At 62.0% G+C, this 22,924-nt stretch carries 18 protein-coding genes; 12 read left to right on the forward strand and 6 right to left on the reverse strand.

Annotation, left to right across the window (positions count from 1 at the left end):
• Positions 1 to 19 precede the first annotated feature (19 nt).
• Complete coding sequence (locus AC3WLT_RS24845) at positions 20 to 2,578, forward strand: adenosylcobalamin-dependent ribonucleoside-diphosphate reductase (protein WP_492594331.1); 2,559 nt, start codon at positions 20 to 22, stop codon at positions 2,576 to 2,578.
• A 106-nt stretch (positions 2,579 to 2,684) separates the two neighbouring features.
• Here the strand turns inward: AC3WLT_RS24845 and AC3WLT_RS24850 are convergent, their stop codons facing one another.
• Positions 2,685 to 3,173: an OsmC family protein gene (locus tag AC3WLT_RS24850; RefSeq protein ID WP_492594332.1), complete on the reverse strand. Its 489-nt coding sequence runs from the start codon at positions 3,171 to 3,173 to the stop codon at positions 2,685 to 2,687.
• A 54-nt stretch (positions 3,174 to 3,227) separates the two neighbouring features.
• A complete protein-coding gene (locus tag AC3WLT_RS24855) occupies positions 3,228 to 4,160 on the reverse strand; it encodes a 2-hydroxyacid dehydrogenase (protein WP_492594333.1) in 933 nt (310 codons plus the stop codon).
• A gap of 326 nt (positions 4,161 to 4,486) precedes the next feature.
• Between AC3WLT_RS24855 and AC3WLT_RS24860 the strand changes: the two genes are divergently transcribed.
• From AC3WLT_RS24860 to AC3WLT_RS24870, 3 genes are all read left to right on the forward strand, one after another.
• Positions 4,487 to 5,992 carry a sensor domain-containing diguanylate cyclase gene (locus tag AC3WLT_RS24860; protein ID WP_492594334.1) on the forward strand — a complete coding sequence of 502 codons (1,506 nt, stop codon included), beginning with the start codon at positions 4,487 to 4,489 and terminating at the stop codon, positions 5,990 to 5,992.
• Between the two features lie 111 nt (positions 5,993 to 6,103).
• Complete coding sequence (locus AC3WLT_RS24865) at positions 6,104 to 6,445, forward strand: zinc ribbon domain-containing protein YjdM (protein ID WP_492594335.1); 342 nt, start codon at positions 6,104 to 6,106, stop codon at positions 6,443 to 6,445.
• Between the two features lie 32 nt (positions 6,446 to 6,477).
• Positions 6,478 to 6,891 carry a VOC family protein gene (locus AC3WLT_RS24870; protein ID WP_492594336.1) on the forward strand — a complete coding sequence of 138 codons (414 nt, stop codon included), beginning with the start codon at positions 6,478 to 6,480 and terminating at the stop codon, positions 6,889 to 6,891.
• A gap of 10 nt (positions 6,892 to 6,901) precedes the next feature.
• On the opposite strand, the gene AC3WLT_RS24875 is transcribed toward AC3WLT_RS24870, so the two are convergent.
• Positions 6,902 to 7,867, reverse strand: coding sequence for an AraC family transcriptional regulator (locus tag AC3WLT_RS24875; protein WP_492594337.1), 966 nt, complete (start codon positions 7,865 to 7,867; stop codon positions 6,902 to 6,904).
• Positions 7,868 to 8,186: 319 nt separating this feature from the next.
• Between AC3WLT_RS24875 and AC3WLT_RS24880 the strand changes: the two genes are divergently transcribed.
• Together AC3WLT_RS24880 and AC3WLT_RS24885 are read left to right on the forward strand one after the other, a co-directional pair.
• On the forward strand, positions 8,187 to 9,239 hold the full coding sequence (locus AC3WLT_RS24880) for an NAD(P)-dependent alcohol dehydrogenase (protein WP_492594338.1): 1,053 nt from the start codon (positions 8,187 to 8,189) through the stop codon (positions 9,237 to 9,239).
• Positions 9,240 to 10,105: 866 nt separating this feature from the next.
• On the forward strand, positions 10,106 to 11,062 hold the full coding sequence (locus tag AC3WLT_RS24885; RefSeq protein ID WP_492594339.1) for a LysR family transcriptional regulator: 957 nt from the start codon (positions 10,106 to 10,108) through the stop codon (positions 11,060 to 11,062).
• 36 nt (positions 11,063 to 11,098) lie between these two features.
• Here AC3WLT_RS24885 and AC3WLT_RS24890 read toward each other — a convergent pair whose 3' ends face one another.
• Entirely contained in the window at positions 11,099 to 12,244 is a 1,146-nt protein-coding gene (locus tag AC3WLT_RS24890; protein ID WP_492594340.1) for a nucleoside hydrolase, read from the reverse strand.
• A 95-nt stretch (positions 12,245 to 12,339) separates the two neighbouring features.
• Positions 12,340 to 13,398, reverse strand: a complete 1,059-nt coding sequence (locus tag AC3WLT_RS24895; RefSeq protein ID WP_492594341.1) for an SDR family oxidoreductase — start codon at positions 13,396 to 13,398, stop codon at positions 12,340 to 12,342.
• Between the two features lie 124 nt (positions 13,399 to 13,522).
• Between AC3WLT_RS24895 and AC3WLT_RS24900 the strand changes: the two genes are divergently transcribed.
• Positions 13,523 to 14,431, forward strand: coding sequence for a LysR family transcriptional regulator (locus tag AC3WLT_RS24900; protein ID WP_492594342.1), 909 nt, complete (start codon positions 13,523 to 13,525; stop codon positions 14,429 to 14,431).
• 158 nt (positions 14,432 to 14,589) lie between these two features.
• Here AC3WLT_RS24900 and AC3WLT_RS24905 read toward each other — a convergent pair whose 3' ends face one another.
• Positions 14,590 to 15,549, reverse strand: a complete 960-nt coding sequence (locus tag AC3WLT_RS24905; protein WP_492594343.1) for a hypothetical protein — start codon at positions 15,547 to 15,549, stop codon at positions 14,590 to 14,592.
• A 125-nt stretch (positions 15,550 to 15,674) separates the two neighbouring features.
• On the opposite strand from AC3WLT_RS24905, the gene AC3WLT_RS24910 reads away from it, so the two are divergent.
• From AC3WLT_RS24910 to AC3WLT_RS24930, 5 genes are all read left to right on the forward strand, one after another.
• Positions 15,675 to 16,520 (forward strand): M15 family metallopeptidase, encoded by an 846-nt coding sequence (locus AC3WLT_RS24910; RefSeq protein ID WP_492594344.1) that lies wholly within the window; start codon positions 15,675 to 15,677, stop codon positions 16,518 to 16,520.
• 156 nt (positions 16,521 to 16,676) lie between these two features.
• Positions 16,677 to 16,919 carry a hypothetical protein gene (locus AC3WLT_RS24915; protein ID WP_492594345.1) on the forward strand — a complete coding sequence of 81 codons (243 nt, stop codon included), beginning with the start codon at positions 16,677 to 16,679 and terminating at the stop codon, positions 16,917 to 16,919.
• Between the two features lie 7 nt (positions 16,920 to 16,926).
• On the forward strand, positions 16,927 to 20,808 hold the full coding sequence (gene tssM, locus AC3WLT_RS24920) for a type VI secretion system membrane subunit TssM (protein ID WP_492594346.1): 3,882 nt from the start codon (positions 16,927 to 16,929) through the stop codon (positions 20,806 to 20,808).
• The gene (tagF, locus tag AC3WLT_RS24925) at positions 20,805 to 21,797 is read left to right on the forward strand and encodes a type VI secretion system-associated protein TagF (RefSeq protein ID WP_492594347.1); all 993 of its coding nucleotides are present in this window, start codon (positions 20,805 to 20,807) and stop codon (positions 21,795 to 21,797) included. The genes tssM and tagF overlap by 4 nt, the downstream gene beginning before the upstream one ends.
• 4 nt (positions 21,798 to 21,801) lie before the next feature.
• Complete coding sequence (locus tag AC3WLT_RS24930; protein WP_492594348.1) at positions 21,802 to 22,749, forward strand: OmpA family protein; 948 nt, start codon at positions 21,802 to 21,804, stop codon at positions 22,747 to 22,749.
• Positions 22,750 to 22,924: the final 175 nt, after the last annotated feature.

A 22,924-nucleotide genomic window follows, 5' to 3' on the forward strand; every position in this document is an offset into this window, starting at 1 on the left:
CGCCGTTAGAGGCCACACCATGGCAGAAGACACCCCGGAAACTCGCGTGGCAGCGGCTCCCGCCGCACAGCTGGTTGCACCGCAACAATTCTCCCTCGACGTTCTGCTCGAGAAATACGCGAAAGGCGACGAACAATCGGCTGACGACGTGTTCAAACGCGTTGCCCGCGGCGTCGCTCAGGCCGAACCGGAAGCGCTGCGCGAATCGGTGGAAGCACGCTTCGTCGACAATCTGCGTCACGGCGCGCTCGGCGCCGGCCGCATCATGAGCGCGGCGGGAACCGGCATCGCCGCCACCCTCATCAATTGTTTCGTGCAGCCGGTCGGCGACTCGATTCAAGGTGTCGACGAACAAGGTCTTCCCGGCATCTATGTCGCATTGCTGCAGGCCGCTGAAACGATGCGCCGCGGCGGCGGCGTCGGTTATAACTTCTCCGCGATCCGGCCCAAAGGCGCGCGCGTTCACACCACCAGTTCGTCGGCGTCAGGTCCGTGCAGCTATATCGACGTGTTCGATGCGTCGTGCCGCACCGTTGAAAGCGCCGGCTCGCGGCGCGGCGCCCAGATGGCGGTGCTGGACTGCAATCACCCCGACCTGCTCGAATTCATCGAAGCCAAACATTCGAAAGGCCGCTGGAACAACTTCAATGTGTCGGTCGCGGTCACCGACGAATTCATGCGCGCAGTCGAAGAAGATCAACCCTGGCAACTCGTCCATCGCGCCGATCCGTCACCCGCGCTGCGGGCCGCCGGCGACGTGCGGCAACGCGGCGACGGCCTGTGGGTCTACAGCGAAAAACCCGCCCGCGAAATCTGGGATCGCATCATGCGTTCCACCTACGATATCGCGGAGCCGGGCATCGTATTCATGTCGCGCATGAACGAGGACAACAATCTACGCGCGCTCGAAACCATCCGCGCCACCAATCCGTGCGGCGAACAGCCGCTGCCGGCATACGGCTGCTGCAATCTGGGGCCGTTGAATCTCACGCGCTTCGTGATCGATCCGTTCGCGCAAATGAAAGGCCGCAAGCCTTCCTTCGATTGGGACGGGCTCGCCCAGCTCACGCGCACGCAAGTGCGCTTTCTCGACAACGTGCTCGACGTCACGCTGTGGCCGCTGCCGCAGCAATACGACGAGTCGCGCGCCAAGCGGCGCATCGGCGTGGGCTTCACCGGGCTCGGCGATACGCTGGTGATGCTCGGCCTGCGCTACAACTCGCAGGAAGGACGCGATTTCGCGGTGCGCATCGCGCGGCTGATGCGCGACGAGGCCTATCAGGCGTCGGTGGAACTGGCGCGCGAACGCGGCGCGTTTCCGCTATTCGACGCCGAGCGCTATCTGGAAGCTGGCACGTTCGCGTCGCGCTTGCCCGACGACATCCAGGAAGCCATCCGCCGCGACGGCATCCGCAACAGCCATCTGCTGTCGATCGCGCCCACCGGCACGGTCAGTCTCGCGTTCGCGGACAACGCGTCGAACGGCATCGAGCCGGCCTTCTCGTGGACCTACACGCGCATGAAGGTGATGGCCGACGGTGGCCGCGAATCGTTCGACGTCGAAGACTACGCGTACCGGCTCTATCGCGAACTCGGCGGCGATGTCAATGCGTTGCCGGACTACTTTGTCAGTGCGCTCGAAATGTCGGCGCACGATCATCTCGACATGATGGCAGCCGTGCAGCCCTACGTGGATACGTCGATCTCGAAGACCGTGAACGTGCCGGCGGACTATCCGTTCGAAGCGTTCGAAAGCCTTTATTTCGACGCGTGGAAAGGCGGACTCAAGGGCCTCGCCACTTACCGGCCCAACGAAACGCTCGGTGCGGTGCTCAGCGTGAGCCCGCAGCAAGCGGACGACACGCTTGCCGAGACGGATCTCGATCCGCTGCGCATCGCAATCGATCATCGGCCCAAGGGCGAGTTGCCGGCGATCATCGAAAAAGTCGAGTATCTGACGCAGGCCGGCAAAAAGTCGCTGTACGTGGCGGTGTCGTTCATCGAAGTAACCGGGCGGCTCGGCGGTGAAGACGTCACGATCGAACGCCCTATCGAGTTCTTCATTCCGACCGGTCAGCGCGACGAGTCGCAGCAATGGATCACCGCGACGATGCGCTCGCTGTCGCTCGCGGCGCGTGGCGGTTTTGTCGCGCGTAACTTGCAGGACATGCGCAAGGTCTCGTGGGATCGCGGGCAGGTGCGGCTCGGCGAGGTGCAACGGCTCGACGGTCATCGCACACCGCGTTGGCACGATTCGGAAGTCGCGGCGCTCGCTTTTGCGATCCAGCAGATCCTGCATCGGCGCGGGTTCCTCGACGCCGAAGGCAATCAGGTGCCGTCGCGGATGCTCGCACGCCTGCCGCGCGGGCAGATGAAGGCCGAAATCGCGCTGGCGGCGGATTTCGGCCTACGTCCTCATCCAGGCGAGGCTGAAGGAGCCTCCACGCAATCCGCCGGCTCGCCAGCGCTGCGCACCATGCTCGGACGCAAATGCGGTTCGTGCGGTGCGAATGCCGTGATTCGCAAGGACGGTTGCGATTTTTGCACCGCCTGCGGCGAAATCGGCGCGTGCGGATGAGCGCGCAGGTAGGTGCGTGGGTACGGGGGTGGGTACGTGCGTCGGTACGTGCGCCGGTACCTGCGCACGTACCGGCGTGGGTACGTGTGGGCGCGCGCCTGGGCAGTTAGCTGACAGCAGCAGCCGGGTGCGTCCCACCGCTCTCGATTTCGACGACCGTCTTCACCGAGTTCGCCAGATAACACGACTCGTGTGCGGCATGGTGCAGATGTTCGAGTTGCGCAGCGGTAGGCTGTCTGTCGCCGCCAAACACGATTTGCGGCCGAAGCACGACATGCGTCATCACTTCCTTGCCGGCGTCGTTCTTCGCCAGCGTGCCGACGGCTTCGTCGCGATACGCCGCGACGACATAGCCCTCGCCCGCCGCGATCGACAAAAACCACAGCATGTGACAACTCGACAGCGCCGCAACATAAGCCTCCTCGGGATCGACGGCGGCCGGGTCGGAAAACGGCACGCGCACCACATGCGGCGAACTCGACGCGGGCACCACCGCCCCGCCATCGAACTGCCATTGATGCGCGCGGCTATAACGGTTGTCGGTGAACTTGCTGCCGTTGCTGTGCCATTCGATAGTGGCGGTATGCGTTGCCATGCGAGTCGATCCTCGTGATGAAAAACCTGCGTATGCGAAGCGCTGCGCGCGGCGTCAGATCGGCGTCAATACCGAATCGCCCGCAAAATGCCGTTTCGCGTTGGTCAGAAAATTGTCCACCGAGGCGGTAATCGCCTCCGGCGAGCGACCGCCCACATGCGGCGTCAACACCACATTGCGCAGTGCCAGCAACGCCTCGGGCGGATGCGGTTCGCCCTCGTAGACATCGAGCGCCGCGCCGGCAATCGTCCCCACGGTCAGCGCCTCGGCCAATGCGGCCGTGTCCACCACGCTGCCGCGCGATACGTTGACCACGAAGCCGTTGGCCCCAAGCGCCTGCAGCACCGTCTTGCCGATCAGATGATGCGTACCTGCGCCGCCGGGCGTCGCCACCACCAGAAAATCGCACCACTGCGCGAGACTCTCAACGCTGTCGAAATAGTTCAGCGGCGCGCCTTTGCGCGGCTTGCGGTTGTGATAGCCGATTTCCATGTCGAAACCGGCGCCGCGCCGCGCGACCTTCTCGCCGATGTTGCCGAGCCCGACGATGCCGAGCCGCTTGCCGGAGACATTCGGATGCATCGGCAACGCGTCGCGCCAGATGCCGTCGCGAGTGGCCCGATCGAGTTGCGGCACGTCGCGCACCACCGCCAGCAGCAAGGCGAAGGCGTGATCGGCCACGCAATGATCGTTGGTGCCGGCGCCATTGACGAGCACGATATCGCGCGAGCGGGCGTGGTCGATAGCGAGATTTTCGAAGCCGGCGCCAAGCGCGCTGACAAATTCGAGTTGCGGCATCTGATCGATTTCAGCCGCCGTCAGACCGGTCGTCCCATTGGTGAGCACGGCGCGGACCATGTCGCCGCGCTGGGCGATCGCGGCGGCGCGCTGGGTGGAATCGGGAGCGTAGATAACGTCGAAGGCGGCCTCGACACTGGCGCGGCTCGCTTCGTTCAAAGGAATCAGAACCAGCAGGGATGGCTTCATGACCTGGACGCGTTTTTTGACGGGAGGTTTAGACAGCACGGACAACAGGCGTGAGTTTAACAAGGCGCACGCAGGCGCGCTGATCGGCATCGGGGGCGAACGTGGTCCGCCTCTGGGTCTCGCTTTCTCGCTTTCTCGCTTTCTCGCTTTCTCGCTTTCTCGCTTTCTCGCACCTCAACAGTGCTAAGGTCCGCCGCCTAAAGTTCGCCCTGATCGTGCCGTTATTCTCCAGTGTGGACCGGCGCAAATGCGCTTCGCGGCGCGCCTTTCTGTTACCTGCCCCCAAGCCGCCTTAAAATAGCCGGAACTCCGAACACGGGACCCTCATGCTGGATACTCTCCCGCGCGGCTCAGAGCCCGCCAACGACGCCCCGCAGGAAGTCCCCTTGGGGGACGACTCCGAGATGTTCGAACTCGCGCCCGTCTCGCTCTGGCTCGAAGACTTCAGCGGCGTACTCGCATTGTTCGACACCTGGCGGGCGCAAGGCGTCACCGATCTGCGCGCGCATTTCGCCGAGGACCCGCGCCGCGTCGCCGAATGCGCACACAGCATTCGCGTGATCAAAGTCAATCAGAAGACGCTCACACAATTCGAAGCCACCGACTTCGAGGCGCTCAACGACAATCTCGCCTCGGTGTTTCGCGACGACATGCTGAAAACTCACCTCGAAGAGTTGTGCCAGTTGTGGGCCGGGCAATCGCAGTTCACAAGCCAGACGGTCAACTACACGCTTGGCGGACGGCGGCTCGACGTGCTGCTCAAGGGTGCCGTGCTGCCTGGTCACGAGGACCGCTGGGACCGCGTGCTCGTGTCTGTCGAAGACATCACCGAACTCGAAGGCGCGCGCCATCGCGTGACGCTTGCCGAACAGTACGTGCGCGGCCTGTTCGAACATTCGCCGGTGTCGCTCTGGGTGGAGGATTTCAGCGCGGTCAAGCGTTTGCTCGACGAAGCACGCGCGGCCGGCATCAGCGATTTTCGCGTGTTTACCGACGTGCATCCCGAGTTTGTCGAGCGCTGCATGCAGGAGATTCACGTGCTCGACGTGAACCAGCACACGCTGGAGATGTTCGCGGCGAAGGATAAAAAAACGCTGCTGGCGCGCCTGCCCGACGTATTCCGCGACGACATGCGCCCGCATTTCCGCGAGCAATTGATCGATCTGTGGGACGGCAAGCTATTCCAGCAGCGCGAAGTACTCAACTATTCGCTCGAAGGCAACGAGGTGCACGTGCACCTGCAATTTTCGGTGCTGCCCGGTCACGAACGCGACTGGGACCTGGTGCTGGTGGCCCTCACCGACATCACGGCGCGCAAAAAGGCCGAGGCCTACCTGGAATTTCTCGGCAAACACGACGTGCTGACCAAGCTGCGCAACCGCTCCTTTTATGTCGACGAACTGAACCGGCTCGAACGCAAGGGACCGTGGCCGGTGACGATCGTCATGGCCGATCTGAACGGGCTCAAACGCGTGAACGATCAACTCGGCCACGCCGCCGGCGATGCGCTGCTACGGCGCGCCGGCGAGGTACTTGCCAAGGCGATGGATACGCCGTTCCATGCCGCGCGCATCGGCGGCGACGAATTTGCGATTCTGATGCCGGATACCGACGAACGCGGCGGCATCGCGATGATCGATGCGATCCGTCAATTGGTCGAACTGAACAATCAGTTTTATCCGGGCTCGCAGCTGAGCTTTTCGATGGGCGCGGCGACCTGCCGGCGCGGCGAACGGCTCGAGGCCGGTGTGCAGCGCGCCGATCTGCTGATGTATGAGGAAAAGCGCACGCACTATGCGAATCAGCCGGGTTCGGGCACGCAGGGTGACTGAGCGCACGGCAACAGCCTGCGGCGCGTTGAACGGGCCAATCCGGACGGACGTGCGGTATACTCGCCGTCCCCCGAAGTTATCCGCGGCACGCCGCGGTCTGGAAAGAAAATCATGTCCGCAATCCCCGCCTGCCCCCAATGCGCAATGGAAAATACCTACCCGGACGGCGACAACTACGTCTGCCCGGATTGCGCTCACGAATGGCCGATGGCGAGCACCGCCGCCGCTGACGATGCCGACGAACGCGTCGTCAAGGACGCCAACGGCAACGCACTGGCCGACGGCGACGCCGTGGTGCTGATCAAGGACCTGAAAGTGAAAGGCTCGTCGATCACGCTGAAAATGGGCACCAAGGTAAAGAGCATTCGCCTTGTCGGCGGCGATCATGAAGTGGACTGCAAGATGGACGCAGGCAATTTCATGCTGAAGGCCGCTTATCTGAAGAAGGTCTGAAGCGGCCCCCACGCAACCGAGGAGCGGCAGCCATGTTTTCCCACGTATTTGTCGGCGTGAGCGACTTCAAGCGCGCTTTCGGCTTTTATAGCGCGCTGATGGACACGCTGAGTCTGAAGCTGAAGTTCCGCGACGAAGACGCATGCTGGGCCGGCTGGATGGTCGCGGATCGGCCGCGGCCGCTGTTTCTGATCGGCAAGCCCTACGACGGCCAAGCGGCCGCAGTGGGCAACGGTCACATGCTGGCGCTGCTCGCGACGGACCGCGCGACGGTCGATCGCGCGCATGCCGTCGCGCTCGCTCACGGCGGCGCCTGCGAAGGACCGCCGGGATTGCGTCCGCAATATCATGCGCACTATTACGGCGCGTACTTTCGCGATCCGGACGGCAACAAGCTTTGCGTGTGTTGCCACGAACCGGCAGCGCCGTCAGCGGAACCCTCCTGAGAACGCGCGTCTATACAGCCGTCACGTATTTCGCGACCGGCTTGATCTCGCGCGGCGGCGCCTCGTGCACGGTACGCATGCGCTTGACTTCATCGACTGGGCTCAAGCCGAACAGGCGCTTGAACTCGCGGCTGAATTGCGACGCGCTTTCGTAACCGACACGCGCCGCAGCCGCACCCGCGTTCAAACCATCCTGCACCATCAGCAAGCGCGCGTGATGCAAGCGCGTGGTCTTCACGTACTGCATCGGCGAAGTGGACGTCACGGACTTGAACTGCGTATGAAACACGGCGAGGCTCATGCCCGCTTCAGCGGCTAGCGTATCGACATCGAGCTGGCCGTGATAGTCGGCATGAATGCGCCGCAGCGCCTTGGCGATGCGGCCGAAATGATTCTGATGCGTCAGCGCCGCGCGAATCGCATCGCCCTGCTCCCCCGTCAACACGCGGTAACAGATTTCGCGGACCACGCCCGGCGCCAGAATGCGCGCATCGAGCGGCGAGGCCAACGCTTCCATCAGACGCTGCACGGCGTTGCTCAAGGCCGGATCGAGCGGCGTCGAATAAATGCCGAGCGGCTCGTTCTGCGCGGCGCCTTGCGCTTCGTTCAGCGTCATCAGCAACTCCGCCACCATGGTCAGATCGACGCGCACCGAGATCGCGAGGAACGGTTTTTCCGGACTCGCTTCGGTTTCGCATTCGAACGGCAGCGGCACCGACAATACGAGGTACTGCTGCGCGTCGTACTGGAACTCCTGCTCACCGATGAAACCGCGCTTGCGCCCCTGGCAGACGATCACGATACTCGGCTCGTAAAGCACCGGCCTGCGTGGCATCGGATGATTGGCGCGTAGCAGATTGACGCCTTCCACGCTGGAGCGCGTGACGCCCTCGGCGGGCGCCAGCGTATCGAACAGTGCGACCAGCCGATGCTGATCGGGATTGGCGGATGCGGGTTCAGCGAAACGTGTGGACATGACGATATGGTGACGCACGAGAGAGTAGTGCTTGAAATTTAGCACCAAACATCCTACCGCGCTGCTCACCAGGAGTTTTAGGCAAATCTTCAAGACATTCAGGTATTCCCGGGCTCGCTCCCGGTCCCTACTATGGGAACCCTGCCGGATCATCTTATTCCGCGCTGCGCCGGGGCCGGTTGGCGATTCACCGATTAGGAGAATTTGTCCGCCACTGCCGGCGCTGTGATCCCGGTCCGTGACAAGGTTGGCCGCATCGGCGACGATGCATCGCCATCGCCATCGCCTTGTGCCATTACCCTCTTTACTGGAGCTACCCATGAGCACGACTTATGCCTATGCAGCGACCGACGCCACCGCGCCGCTCGCCCCGTTCGAATTTCAGCGCCGCGAACTGCGCGCGCATGACGTGCAGATGGAAGTCCTGTTTTGCGGCGTGTGTCATTCCGATTTGCACCAGGCGCGCAACGAATGGAAGAACACGATTTATCCGGTCGTGCCGGGTCACGAGATCGTCGGCCGCGTGACTGCGGTGGGTGCGGGCGTGACGAAATATAAGGCGGGCGATCTGGTCGGCGTAGGTTGCCTTGTCGATTCGTGCCGCACTTGTGCGAGTTGTGAGGAAGGTCTCGAACAGTATTGCGAGAACGGTTTTGTCGCCACGTATAACGGCGTGGACCGCGTGGACGAGCAGATCACGTACGGCGGCTATTCGACGCAATTGGTGGTGGACGAAGCGTTCACGCTACGTGTGCCGGAAAATCTCGACCCGGCGGGTGTTGCGCCGTTGCTGTGCGCCGGCATTACGACTTATTCGCCGCTGCGGACCTGGGGTGCCGGTCCCGGCAAGAAGGTCGGGATCGTTGGCCTCGGCGGCCTGGGTCATATGGGCGTGAAGCTGGCCCGAGCGATGGGCGCGCACGTGGTGTTGTTCACGACGTCGCCGTCGAAGATCGAGGATGCCAGGCGGCTTGGCGCGCATGAAGTTGTCATTTCCCGGAATCCGGAGGAGATGGAAGCGCATCTGAACAGCTTCGATTTCATTCTGAATACTGTGGCTGCGCCGCATGATTTGAATCCGTTTTTGAATTTGCTTCGACGCGACGGGACTATGACGCTGGTTGGGGCTCCTGAGCATGATCATCCGTCGCCGCAGGTGTTCAATCTGATCTTCAAGCGTCGCCGCCTGGCCGGGTCGTTGATCGGCGGAATCGCCGAGACGCAGGAAATGCTGGATTTCTGCAGCGAGCACGGGATTACTTCTGATATTGAGGTGATTCCTATGCAAGGGATTAATGAAGCATACGAGCGGATGCTTAAGAGCGATGTCAAGTATCGGTTTGTGATTGATCTGGATTCGTTGAGGAAGTAAGGGTTTTTTGCCCGCGCAGCGGTTTGGTTTTTTACGCCTGCGGCGTGGGCTTTTCTCTCTTGTTTTGCCTTTGCGGCGCTTTCGGTTGTACGCCTGCGGCGTTGGCGTTTTCTTGTTCTGGCTTCTTTGACCTTTCTTTTGTTATTGGTTTATTAGCGTTGCCCCTGTGCGGGGCGGCACCTACTTTTCTTTGCCGGCCGCAAAGAAAAGTAGGCAAAAGAAAGCGGCTTTACACCGCCAATTCTTAAGCGGGCACCCCGGTCAACCACCGGTAGTGGAAACCTTGCGGACCACACCGTGGTCCACCACCGTTCGTGACAAGGCAGTCATCCACCCCTTCTCGCACTGCGTGCTCGCCGGCAAGGTCCATCCCACACCGCCCACTTCGTTTTGGCGTGAGCGGGGGCTATCGGCTTCGCCCCGGCGACACGCTCACGCGTGAAAGAGCGAGTCGACACACCTGGTGAGGCACAGGCGTCAGAACGTAGTGGGTGGTTTGATGAAGTACCGTTCCGGCGAGTGCGTAGCTCGAGAAGGGGTGGATGACTGCCTTGTCACCAGGGCTGAATGTGCGATGTCACCGATCAGGTGGCCTCCACTCCCCGTTGATTACAGGGGTGCCCGCTTAGTACTTGCGGTTTGAAGCCGCTTTCTTTTGCCTACTTTTCTTTGCGGCCGGCGCCCCGAAGGAAGTCCCCTTGGGGGACAAAGAAAAGTAGGTGCTGCCCCGCACAGGGGCAACGCTAATAAACCAATAGAAAAAGAAAGGCCAAGAAAGACAGAACAAGGAATAGCAACACCAAAAAAAGCACAGACAAATGCCGCCGCCAAAGGCAAAAAAAACCAAACCCGATTGGAGCAAAACCATGATTGACAGAATAACCGCAATGCGAACATTCATCCGAATCGTGGATACAAACAGCTTCACCCGCGCGGCGGAATCGCTCAACCTCCCCCGCGCGACAGCGACAACGATCGTTCAGAACCTGGAAGCACTCCTGGGCACTGCCTTATTGGCCCGCACGACGCGGCGCCTGAGCGTCACCGCCGAAGGCGCCGCCTACTACGAACGCTGTGCGCAAATCCTCGCCGACATCGACGAAATGGAAGCGAGCCTGCGTCACGCCACGGACAACCTGACCGGCCGCCTGCGCATTGAAATGCCAGGCGCCGTGGCAAGCACCATCGTCCTGCCCGCGCTGGAGGACTTCCACGCGCGCTTCCCTAATCTGGACCTCGCCATCGGCATCAGCAACCGCGCGGTGGATCTAATAGCCGAAGCAGTCGATTGCAGTATCCAGCTAGGCGAATTGCCGGATTCAAACCTGGTCGCGCGGCAGCTCGGAACCCTCGAGCACGTGACATGCGCCAGTCCCGCCTATCTGGCGCGTCACGGCACACCGGTGAATCTCAGCGACTTGAACGGGCACGTCGCGGTCAATTGCATGTCGCCATACACCGGCCGCGAGGTGGACTTCGACTTCGAAGTGGATGGCGAAGCGCAAAGCGTGAAGGTGAAGGGCTTCGTCAAAGTCAGCGACGAGCAGGCCTATCTGACCTGCGGTCTGCAAGGCCTGGGTCTGATACAACCCGCGCGAATCGCCGCGCAGCCCTACCTCGATTCGGGACAGTTGCGCGAAGTGCTGCCGCAATGGAAACCCGTGCCGATGCCGGTCTCGGTCGCGTATGTGAAGAACCGCCGCGTATCGCCACGCGTGCGGGCCTTCGTCGACTGGCTCGCAGAACGCTTCGAGCAAGCCGAACACGTCGATCAGGACCTCTCGCGCGTCCGCCAGTTGTTGCGCGGCCTGCATCCCGCCTGAGGCGGGCTCGATGCAGGTCCGCTGCAAACGCGTACGTTAGTTCGGCAAGGTGACCGGCACCGGCCGCGTCAACAGATCGGCATAGAAATTGAAAAAGCTCGGATTGTCGAAGCGTTTGACGATCGTCATCTTCTGCAAACCCGCCGGCGGCGAACTGGCATAACCCGTTGACTTGCCGTCACTCGCGCCGAAGCTCATATCCACATCCACCCATTCATCCACCGTCTGCGTGGCAAACGACGGATGCATCAGGTATGCCAGCGTCAGCGTGTCCCAGATGTTCGTCGTGTAGTTCGGATTGGTTTCGAAACCGTTCTTGCCGTCGAAACCATAGCCGTTCAAAGTCTTGAACAGCTGCGTGATGATGGTCTGCTTCGTGGGATCGTGCGCAACACGGTCGTACAGCGTCTTGTCCATCTTCACCGTATCCGTGACGTCGAGCGGAACCACGACCTGTTTGATCGGCAAACGCAACACCGTTTTGGCCGCTTCCGGATCGAACCACCAATTGAATTCGGCAGTCGGCGTCGTGTTGCCGGGCACATCGATCGCGCCACCCATGTAGACGATCTGCTTGATCAACGGCACGATCTCGGGATGCTGGCGCGTGGCGAGCGCGATGTTGGTCAACGGGCCAATGGCCAGAATCGTCACCTCGCCGGGGTACTGCTTGACCGAATCGACGATGAAATCAACCGCGCTCCTGCTCTGCACTTTAGTGTGAGTGGCGAAGCCGTCCGGCGGTGCAACCAGGTCGCTGTCCGATTTCGGCTCCGGTTTATTCCATGCGCCGAGATAGCCGTCGCCGCCGGGGAATTGCTTCAGTTCGGCCTGGATGGTGGCGAAGTCGTGCGATAGCGCGTAATTGGCGCCCGCATACACGCCGATCTGATTTTCGACACCAAGCCGTTCGACCGATTTCAATGCGTCGGCTACGCCCTGCTTCAGCCATTGATTGCCGGATACCACCGTAATACCGAGTACTTTCAGCGATCCCTGCGTCTGCAATTGCGCAGCCATTACGCCGAGTTGGCCGTCGTCGCTCAGTGTGTTGTAGTCGCTATCGATAATGACTTTAGGTGGATCGGCTGGCGCATTGAGATTGTTTCCAGCACATGCGGAAAGCGCCGAGATGGCCGCCACGCTTGCCACACAGGTCAATGCCACAAACATTCGCTTCACTGATGTCTCCTTTTTATACCGCCATGCCACGGGAATAAGGAGCCCATCATAGACGTAAATCTAACCAAATAAAATCGTCATGTTTAATGCGTAACTCATGGAATCAGCTTCCTGCGTCTGAGATCATCGAAAATGCCGATAAACATCGCTTCAGTATCGATAAATTCATGAAAACCGAAGCGGTGGGCTTTCGAGCCATCGCCGAACATGTCGTAATCCCACGAGAAAACGAAATCGGCAAATCGCCAGGATGAGACGTCCCGATACGGCACCGCCTGCAAGCCGTGTTTCGTGACGATCGTATTCCACAAGGGCTCTTTGTCGGCCATGACCGTATCGAGCGACATCGGCAGCGGCGGCGCCACATCGAGTTCGAAATAACGGGCGATCTTCGGCCACAGGTCGTTCCACCGGAACAGATCGCCGTTGTTGATATTGAACGCCTGATTCGCGGCGCGCGGCTCGGTCGCGGCCCACACGGTTGCGCGCGCAAGCAAACCGGCGTCGGTCATTTCGAGCAGCTTGTCATACGCGCCGGGTTTGCCGGGAAAGCGCAACGGCAAGCCGAGCTCTTTCGACATCGATGCATACACGGCGATCGCCACCGCTAGATTCATCGGATTGCCAAGCGCGAAGCCGCCCACCACCGAAGGCCGGATCGCCGACCAGCTCCAGCGCTTGCCCTGTTGCCGCGACTCGAGAAACGTCTGCTGGTCGAACATGAATTCGGGCGGCATGAAGTGCGCATCGTCTTCGCGCGCCGGCGTCTTGAACGGGCCGAGATGACCGCCGTACACCTTGTAACCCTGCATCAGGCTCACGTGCTGCAAGCCAGCCGCGACCGGCTCGATCGCGTCGATCACGTTGACCAGCATCGCCAGATTCGGCGGCACAAGCTCAGACCAGCTCGGGCGGTCCTGGTAAGCGGCGTAGAACACCTGCGTGACACGATCGAGCGCGTGCAACCTGGCTCGACTGTCAGCAGGATCGAGCAGATCGACTGCGATGTATTGCACCCGTTGCGTTGCTGTGCCGCCGCGCCGTGCGAGGCCAATGACCTCCCAATTGTCGAGTGTCGCCAGATGATCGACCAGATTGCGGCCTATCACGCCCTGTGCGCCCACCACCAAAGCGACTTTCTTCGTTGCGTTCATTGCCAGGTTCCCGATAAAGCATTTCGCTGCGACGGCCCGTGCCGTGCGGTAACTGAAAGATATCGGCGCGACAGCGCTTTCGGTAGACTGCCCGGTGGCATATCACCTGTGAATTGAACTCACGATGGCACGTTTGGATGTGAACCGTTCCGGCGAACTCGAAGTGTTCGTGCGTGCGGTCGAACTGGGCGGCTTCTCGGCAGCGGCGCGCGCGCTGGGGATGACGCCGTCCGCGGTCAGCAAACTGGTGGCGCGGCTCGAAGCCCGGCTGGGCGCACGCCTCGTGAACCGTTCGACGCGCAATCTGCAACTCACGCCCGAAGGCTGCGTGTTCTACGAACGCGGTGTGCGCGTGCTCGCCGAACTCGACGAAACCGAGCGCGGCGCGGCCACAGGCGCGACGCCCCGCGGCCGCCTGCGTGTGCATGCGAACGTGCCGCTTGGACGGCACTATCTGCTGCCGCTGGTGCCGGCGTTTCTCGAAGCGCATCCCGACATCACACTCGATATCGTGTTGACCGACCAGGTGGTCGACCTGCTGGAACAGCGCACCGATATCGCGCTTCGCAGCGGTCCGCTGAAGGATTCGCAACTGGTGGCGCGCAAGCTGGGCGACGCAAAAATGGCGATTGTCGGCGCGCCGTCCTATCTGGCGCGCCATGGCACGCCGCAGACTCCGGCCGATCTGGCCACGCATAACCGGCTCGGCTTTGGCTTCGCAAGGGCGACAACCGGCTGGCCGTTACTTGACGGCGAACAGCACAGGATCGACGTGCCGGTCGAAGGCAACGCGCAGGTCAGCGACGGTGAGACGCTACGCCAACTTGTGCTGGCCGGTGTGGGACTCGCGCGGCTCGCTGTTTTTCAGGTGCGTGAAGATCTGGCCGCCGGCCGCCTCGTGCCGCTGCTCGAAGCATTCAATCCAGGCGACAGCGAACCGGTCAACGCGCTCTATCTCGGCCAGGGCGGCCACCTACCTGCGCGTGTGCGCGCGCTGCTCGATTTTCTGGTGGAACGGATGCGCGTCGAATGACACGCGCATCCGGCTTCACCAGAAATGAGCCGCGAGCTCGGGAAAGCCGTTGCGGCTATGCACTGCCGCCAGACAGAGCACGTCGCTGGATTGACCTGAATCAATTCAGCGACGCGCCTGATGCGGTAGTGCGTCACCAAGACGCGTATTGCGGGATATCAGGGTTGGCGTGCCTGCGCCGACGCGCCCGGGCATGCGGGGTCTTTGCCCCAATGACCGTCGCATACGCGCCAGCGGCACAACTGGTCTTCGAAGAAACCGCGTTGACCGCACTCCTTCACCCGCTCGGCCAGCTTTGCGTTGGCTGGGGTAGCGGATGCACTCACCTTGGTAGCGGCATTGCCGCCGGCCGCTTTCGCGTCGGCCGGCTTGGTTCGCGCCACCAGCGCCGCCAACAGATCGGCATCCGAATCATCTTTCGATTCATTACCGCTCTTCGACGCGCGCGGCTTCCTGGTCTGCGCAACTGCGGTCGGTGCGCTCGCGTGACGGTTGCTCGCGTTTGCGGTCGCACTGTCCTTCTTGCCTTGGGCCGCCGCGGTCTCATGCTTCGAATTGCCGGCCACGGCAGTCGTATTCTTGCCATGCTTCGCCGACGGTACGGCTACAGCCGATGCGGCCGGTGCTGACGCAACTGGTGTGGACGCGTTGCTCGGCTCCGCGCCAGCGGCGAGCGCACGCGACAAGCGGCTGTCGTCGCCGTTCGCGGGAGCAGCAGCGGACGCTGCAGCGGCCTTGCTGTCGTTGTCGTCGGCGATGATCGTGGCCGCTTGCGATGACGCGGCAGCCGGCGCCGCAGCTTTCGCGGTGACCTGTGGCGCGCCGCCCGCAGCGGAGGCCGGCTCGACAACTTTCTCGGCGTTGTTCGGCGTGGCCGACGCCACCGCTTCGGTCTGCGTGCGCTGTTGCATATGCCACGCGCCCCAGCCACCGGCAGCGGTCACCAGCAAGGCGACCAGCGCGAGCGGGGTTTTTGACCGGCGTGGTTTATCCGCAGGCGGCGTGACGCGGCCTTCGAGGTTCGCGAGAATCCGCGAACCATTGCCATCAGCGCCTTTAGCCCTATCGGATAACAGGCTAGGCGGGGCTTTGGAATTCGAACTTTCCGGCGCACTCATTCACTGTCTCATTGAATCCTGGATTATTTCGCCGTGATAATACCGTTCCGGCTCGTCTCCGAGCAGGCCTGATTCTAAGAGCAAGCATTACAAAATACAATTGTTTCCAATTTCCGGGGTCGCCTTTGATTGCCGTTGTACTTGTTGCCTATTTCGCCATTGCCGTTGTGATCGCCGCAATGCTGCTATTGCCGGCGGTACGCGCCTCTTTATTAGGCGCTGCGCTCGATATTCATGGTCGTGTTATGCGCCGGGCATCGCGAGGTGCATCGCGCGCTCGCGGCCAATTAGCACGCTCGGCAAAAATTTCGCAATCGACTGTGATCGATATGCAAAATTTACTGGCGAAGCGGCGCTTGCTGATTTTTACCACCGCAGGTATTCTTGCGACGCCGCCATTGGTGGCATTGGCATTACGCGGCCGGCAATTATTCCAATTCGATGACACTGCGCGGGTACCTGACGAGAAAATTGCTGCGTTATTGAATGGCGAACAGCTCGTGCCCCCGCCGCCGCTGCCGCCCGAGGTATTTGCGACGCAGGAAGTCGAGCAGATCCGGCCCGCGCTAAAAGATGCGAGCCGCGACTGGAATTTGCTCGACGCCGACTTCAGGACGCGTTTATTGCTCGCCTACAAAATCATGCACGAGCAATATGGGTATGAAATGGCATTGCTGGAAGGTTATCGCAGTCCGGAGCGGCAAAACCGGCTGGCGCAAATGGGGGGCAACGTCACCAATGCCGCAGCGTTTCAGAGCTATCACCAATACGGTCTTGCCGCTGACAATGCGTTTTTGCGCGACGGCAAGCTCGTCATTTCAGAAAAAGATCCCTGGGCCATGCGAGGCTATCAGTTATACGGGCAGACGGCTGAACAGGTCGGTCTGACCTGGGGTGGTCGCTGGAAAATGATGGATCTCGGGCACGTTGAATATCACAAACCCGGCTTCGTGCTGGGACGCGGTCATTAAGGCGAAGCGGGCAATAAAGAGGTTGGCAATGGGGCGTTCAATCAATTTTTCTGGCGAAAAGCGGCAATGCCGTGCGCATAACGGCATCGGTGCAATGGTCACCGGCGAGGCCGTCCATTCCCGACTGGTCAAACTTACATTCACTTTCGCCTGAATATGCTTTCGTTTCATTTCAAACGCAGCGAACCTCTGTTCAAGCTTTTACGCAATCTGACGCCCGCCGCCCTGACGCTTGCCCAAGGCTGCGTCTCGAGCATGCGGGCCGCGCGGCGCACCGGCCGATCCAAACGCGCCGCCCTCGCCGCCCTCGCCGCACTCGCCGCGCCGCCCCGCTTTGCCGATGCCCGCGCCACGCTGTTAGTCATTCCACGCGCCACAACACATATCACCAAGACCTGAACGGCTTATGCGACGTATTCTCAACGTGTTGACTCACCCCCGCACGCTCTCGATCATCGGCTTGCTCGCGCTCGCTGCCGTATTGTTCATCGGCGCCGATACCTTGCAGATCGACCTGATGTGGCCCGCCATCATCCTCGGCGCGGTGATCGCGCTCTGGCTGCTGGTCTGGCTGGTGCGCCGGCTGCGCGCGCGGCGCGCGAATAACAAGCTCGGCGAAATGCTCGAACAGCAGGCCGAAAAGCAGACCGAAACCGGCCCTGCGCCGACACCCGCGCGCCAGGCCGAACTCGACGTGCTGCGCACGCGCCTCGTCGACGCGGTGAAGACCATCAAGACCTCGAAAATCGGCCAGGTGTCGGGCGGCTCGGCGCTTTACGAACTGCCCTGGTACATCGTGATCGGCAACCCGGCCGCGGGCAAGAGCAGCGCCGTGCTGAACTCGGGCTTGCAATTCCCCTTCGCCGACAAGAACAACGCGGTGATTCACGGCATTGGCGGTACGCGCAATTGCGACTGGTTCTTCACGACCGAAGGCATTCTGCTCGACACCGCCGGCCGCTATTCCGTGCATGAAGAAGACCGCACCGAGTGGCTCGGCTTCCTCGGCCTGCTCAAGCGCTTCCGGCCGAAGGCGCCGATCAACGGCATCATCGTCACGGCGAGCATTGCGGAACTGACCAGCAGCAAGCCCGAGTTCGCGATCAACCTCGCGAAGAATCTGCGTCAGCGCGTGCAGGAACTCACCGAGAAGCTCGAAGTATTCGCGCCGGTGTACGTGATGTTCACCAAGGCCGACCTGATTACCGGCTTCACCGAATTCTTCAGCGGCAGCGACCGCCACGAATACGACCGAGTGTGGGGCGCCACCCTGCCCTACGAGCCGGACGAGAAGCGCGACGTCGTGGGACTGTTCGACGAGCATTTTGAAGAACTGTATGACGGTCTGAAAGAAATCAGCGTCGCGCAGATGTCGATCAACCGCGGCAACAAGCTTTCGCCGGGTCAACTGAGCTTCCCGCTCGAATTTTCGACGATCAAGCCCGCCTTGCGCGCATTCCTCGCCACGCTGTTCGAAAACAACCCGTTCCAGTACAAGCCGATTTTCCGCGGCTTCTACTTCACTAGCGCATTGCAGGAAGGTGAAACCAACAGCGCCGCGGCCACCCGCATCGCCAATCGCTTCGGCCTGGGTGCCGACAACCTGCCCAAGCCGCATAGCGCGTTCTCGAAGAACGGCTTCTTCCTGCGTGATCTGTTCTCCAAGGTGATCTTTGCCGACCGTCAGACGGTCAAGCAATTCGCCAGTCCGGCCAAGACGCGCATGCGCTATGCGACGTTCTTCGGCTTCGTCGCGGTGCTTGCGCTGGCGCTCGGCGGCTGGACATGGTCGACGATCGGCAACCAGCAGCTCGCCGACAACGTGAAGGCCGACCTCGACAACGTGGTGCGCCTGCAACAGAACCGCAACGATCTGCAATCGCGCCTGCAGGCCATGGACATTCTCGAAGACCGTATCGACCAGCTCGAGCAGTTCCGCCGCGACAAGCCGCTTGCGGTGTCGCTCGGGCTGTATCAGGGCGACCGTCTCGAGCAGCACCTGCTTACCGAGTATTACAACGGCGTTCGCCAGATCCTGCTCGATCCGGTCTCGCAGAATCTCGCGTCGTTCCTGAAGGACGTCAACGCGCATCCCGATCAGCTCGCGCCGATGAACCGTACGCCGGATGCGGGAGCGATTCCCGTGTCGGCGCATACGGCGATGGCGGCCAACAGCCAGGGCGGCCTGTACAGCGATGCGTCGCCGACCAATGTCGAAGACGCCTACAACGCGCTCAAGACCTACCTGATGCTGAGCGACAAGCGCCACGTCGAAACGGCTCACCTGACCGATCAGGTCGCCCGCTTCTGGCGCGGCTGGCTCGAAACCAATCGCGGCAACATGCCCCGCGACGAGATGATCCGCAGCGCCGAGCGCATGATCACCTTCTACCTGTCGCGCGTATCCGACAACGACTGGCCGATGATCGACCAGAACCTCGGCCTCGTCGATCAGACGCGTGAGAATCTGCGCCGCGTGGTGCGCGGCATGCCGGCCCGTCAGCGCGTCTATGAGGAAATCAAGGCGCGTGCGTCGACCCGTTTCGCGCCGATGACCATCGCGCGCATCGTCGGCGAAAACAATACGGCGCTGGTGGCGGGCAGCTACGCGATCCCCGGCACCTTCACGCGTGAAGCGTGGTTCCAGTACGTGCAGCCGGCGATTCGCGATGCCGCCACCAAGGAGCTGCAGGCGAAGGACTGGGTGCTCAACACGTCCGCGCACGACGATCTGACTTTGGAAGGCAGTCCCGAGCAAATCCAGAAAGCGCTCGTGACGATGTACAAGACCGAATACGCGATGCACTGGCAAAAGTTCATGCAAGGCATTGCCGTGCAGAGCTTCGGCAGCTTCGGTCAGGCAGTGGATGCGATGAACCGTCTCGGCGACCCGCAGGATTCGCCGATCCGCAAGGTGCTCGAAACCGCGTACGACCAGACCTCGTGGGATAACCCGTCGCTCTTCAACGCGGGCCTGAAGCGCGCGCAAACCGGCGTCACCAGCTGGTTCAAGCAATGGTTCTCGCGCGCGCCGACCGGCCAGATCAACGCCAACATCGACATCAACGGCAATCCTGTCGAAATGCCGATGGGCCCGATCGGCCAGGAGTTCTCGGCGCTGGGCCGCATCGTCGTCACCGGCGACAACGGTTCGATGCTCAAGGGCTACATGGACACGCTCTCGAAGGTGCGCACGCGCTTTAACGTGATCAAGAACCAGGGCGATCCGGGACCGGGCGCGCGTCAGCTGATGCAGCAGACGCTCGACGGCAGCGGGTCCGAGCTGGCCGATTCGTTGAAATACGTCGACGAGCAGATGCTCACCGGCCTCACCGATTCGCAACGCAAGGCGCTGCGCCCGCTGCTGGTGCGTCCGCTGATGGCAGCGTATGCAGTGGTGATCCAGCCGGCCAGCGTCGAAGTCAACAAGGTGTGGAATGCGCAGGTCTATCAGACCTTCCAGGGGTCGCTGGCGAACAAGTATCCGTTCTCGGGCGATGCGAAGGTCGAAGCCGGCGCCGGCGAAATCGCCCAGGTGTTCGGGCCGGACGGCGCGATCGCGAAGTTCGTCGGCACCACGCTCGGGCCGCTCGCGGTACGCCGCGGCGACACGCTCACTGCTCGCACGTGGGGCGATATGGGTCTCGCGCTGACGCCTGACTTCACCAGCGGCTTCGCGCGCTGGGTGGCGCCGCTTGCTGGCGGAGCGGCGAGCGCGTCGGCACAAAGCTCGTCCGAGCCGCAAACCGTGTTCCAGATCCTGCCGCAGCCGAGCAGCGGCACGACGGAATACACGCTCGCGATCGACGGCCAGCAGCTGCGTTACCGCAACACGCCGCCGCAGTGGACCAACTTCGTGTGGCCGAATCCGTCGGGTTCGCCGGGCGCGACGCTGAGCGCCACCACTTTCGACGGCCGCACGCTGCAAATGGTCAACGAGCCGGGCCGTTACGGTCTGGAGAAGCTGATCAACTCGGCGCAGCGCAAGCGCCGTCCGGACGGCACCTTCGATCTGTCGTGGACGCAAGGCAACGTGACGGTGGCGGTCAGCATGCGCATCATCAGCACGTCGCAGGCATCGGGCGGCAGCAGCGATGCGCCACAACAACAGAGCCTGCGCGGCTTGCGGCTGCCGTCGTCGGTGGCGGATGTGAGCGCGGCGGGTAATTCGGTGAATGCAGTGGCCACGGGTGCAACGGGCGCTTCGCCCGCCACCGCGCCGGCTTCGCAAGCGGCACGGCCGGCCACGACCGCCGCCGCGGTTTCGAACACAGGGGGTGCGCAATGACGCAAACCGTGCAGGCGCAAATCGCCTTCTTCGGCAAGATTCCGTCGCGCGGCGACTTTGTAAAGAGCGTGCATAACCCGCAATTGCTGGCGACGCTCGACCGCTGGATCGCCGAAGCAATGGAATTGCTCACCGACGATCCGCGCTGGAAGATCGTCTACGAAAACGCCAGGCCGATGCACTTCGCGTTCCTCGGTTCGCGCAGCAAGCTGGCGATTGCCGGTCATATGGTGGCGAGTCACGATCAGTCGTCGCGGCGCTTTCCGTTTCTTGCCGCGACCGCCCTGGAAGTCGAAAAACCGCTGACGTTCCTCGCGCGCAGTCCGCTGGCGTTCGCGCGCCTGTGGTCGCGCGTCGCGTCGCAAATGAAGCCGTTGCTCGGCACCAGCGAGCCGGCCGGCGCCTTGCAGGCGCTCGGCGAAACGCAGGTGCCGATCGAAATCGGTGGTGGCCCCGGCAATCCGCACGACGGCACCTTCAACGATTTCGTCGAGCACCAGACGCTCGCCGGCCTCGAACAGATGCTGCTCGCGAGCGGTCATCCGGTGCGGCTGCGCGGCGCGATGCTGGCGCTCGGTTCGCTGCTGCGCCCGGTGATGCAAAGCGGCTCGTCGCATCTCGAACGCGGGCTGACGCTGCCGCTGCCGAACGATCCGTTCTACCGCAGCCTGGTGGCCGCGTTCTGGCTCGAACTGATCGCACCGTTCGTGTCGCAGGCGGATTTCGAACTGGCGATTTTCATCGGCACGATTGCGGAGCGCGAACGGCTCATCATCGGCTTTAACGGCGCGTCGGCCAAAACGCTGCACAGCGTGGTCGATCCGCAGGCGTACGCGGCGCACAACATCGATATCGACGATCCCGAGTGGATCGACGAACACGCACAAAACGACCATGGCATCAGCAAGCTCGTCAGTTACCTCGACCAACCGCAACTGTCGCTGCGCGTCAGCATCGACACGTTCCGCGAAGCATTCACGGGAGCGTGACACGATGCTGAGCAACTCCACGCGCATCGCCACGCTGCTGGCGGGGCTTCTGATCAGCGCCCTCGCCCATGCCGACAACGACGGCCCGGCGCGCGTCACGCCGGTCGACAACAGCGGCATTGCGATTCGCACGACGATTTTGCCGGCGCAGGCTTCGGCGTCGTCGGGCAACGCAACGCCTGGTCTTGCCGCGGCCAGCGGTTCGACGGGCGCGGGCACCGGAGCGATCAGCGCGGCGCCGGCGCCTGCCAATGCGACGCCGGGCCAGGTGGTGGTCGGCGGCAAGGTGCCGGATGAAGCAACCAGGGCGGCTGTACTGGCGAAGCTGCGCGACACCTACGGCGCGGCCAACGTGGTCGATCAGATCGAAGTCGCCGACGTGGCGACGCCGCCGAACTGGTCCGCGAACGTGCAAAAGCTGATCGGCCCGCAGCTGAAGCAGATCAGCAAAGGCCAGTTGAAGATCGACGGCACCCAGATCGACGTGAAAGGCGAAGTGCATAACGAATCGCAGCGCCAGCAACTCGCGAGCGATATGGCGAACGCGCTGAATCCGACCTACACGATCAGGAACGGCCTGCGCGTGAGCGCATCCGAACAGGGCCTGCTCGATCAAACCCTGGCGAATCGCACGATCGAGTTCGAAACCGGCAGCGCGACGCTCACGCCGCAAGGCCGCGCGATTCTCGATCAGATGGCCGCAGTGCTGCAGAAGATGACGACCAGGACGGTGGCGATCATCGGCCATACCGACAACTCAGGCAATCGCACGTCGAATATCGCGCTGAGCCAGGCGCGTGCGGATGCGGTGAAGGGTTATCTGGTCGCCAGGGGCATTCCGCCCCAGCAGATGACCACGACCGGCGTCGGCCCGGATCAGCCCATCGCATCGAACGATACGAACGACGGGCGGGCGAGAAATCGGCGCATCGAGTTTCGCGCGGGGTCTTGAGTTACTGCTTGCGCGGCGCGTTTAAACAAAAAAGCCTGGCATGCGTGCCAGGCTTTTTTGTTTGCTATGACCCGTCCTGAAATGGGTTGACACTTTTCCCGCCCCTGGAAGGAGAGTCAATTGGAATCAGGGATCAAGCGAACACAGCGGGACTACAGCCTGGCCTTTAAACTGT

The organism is Paraburkholderia sp. FW306-2-2C-D06C (assembly GCF_058781505.1).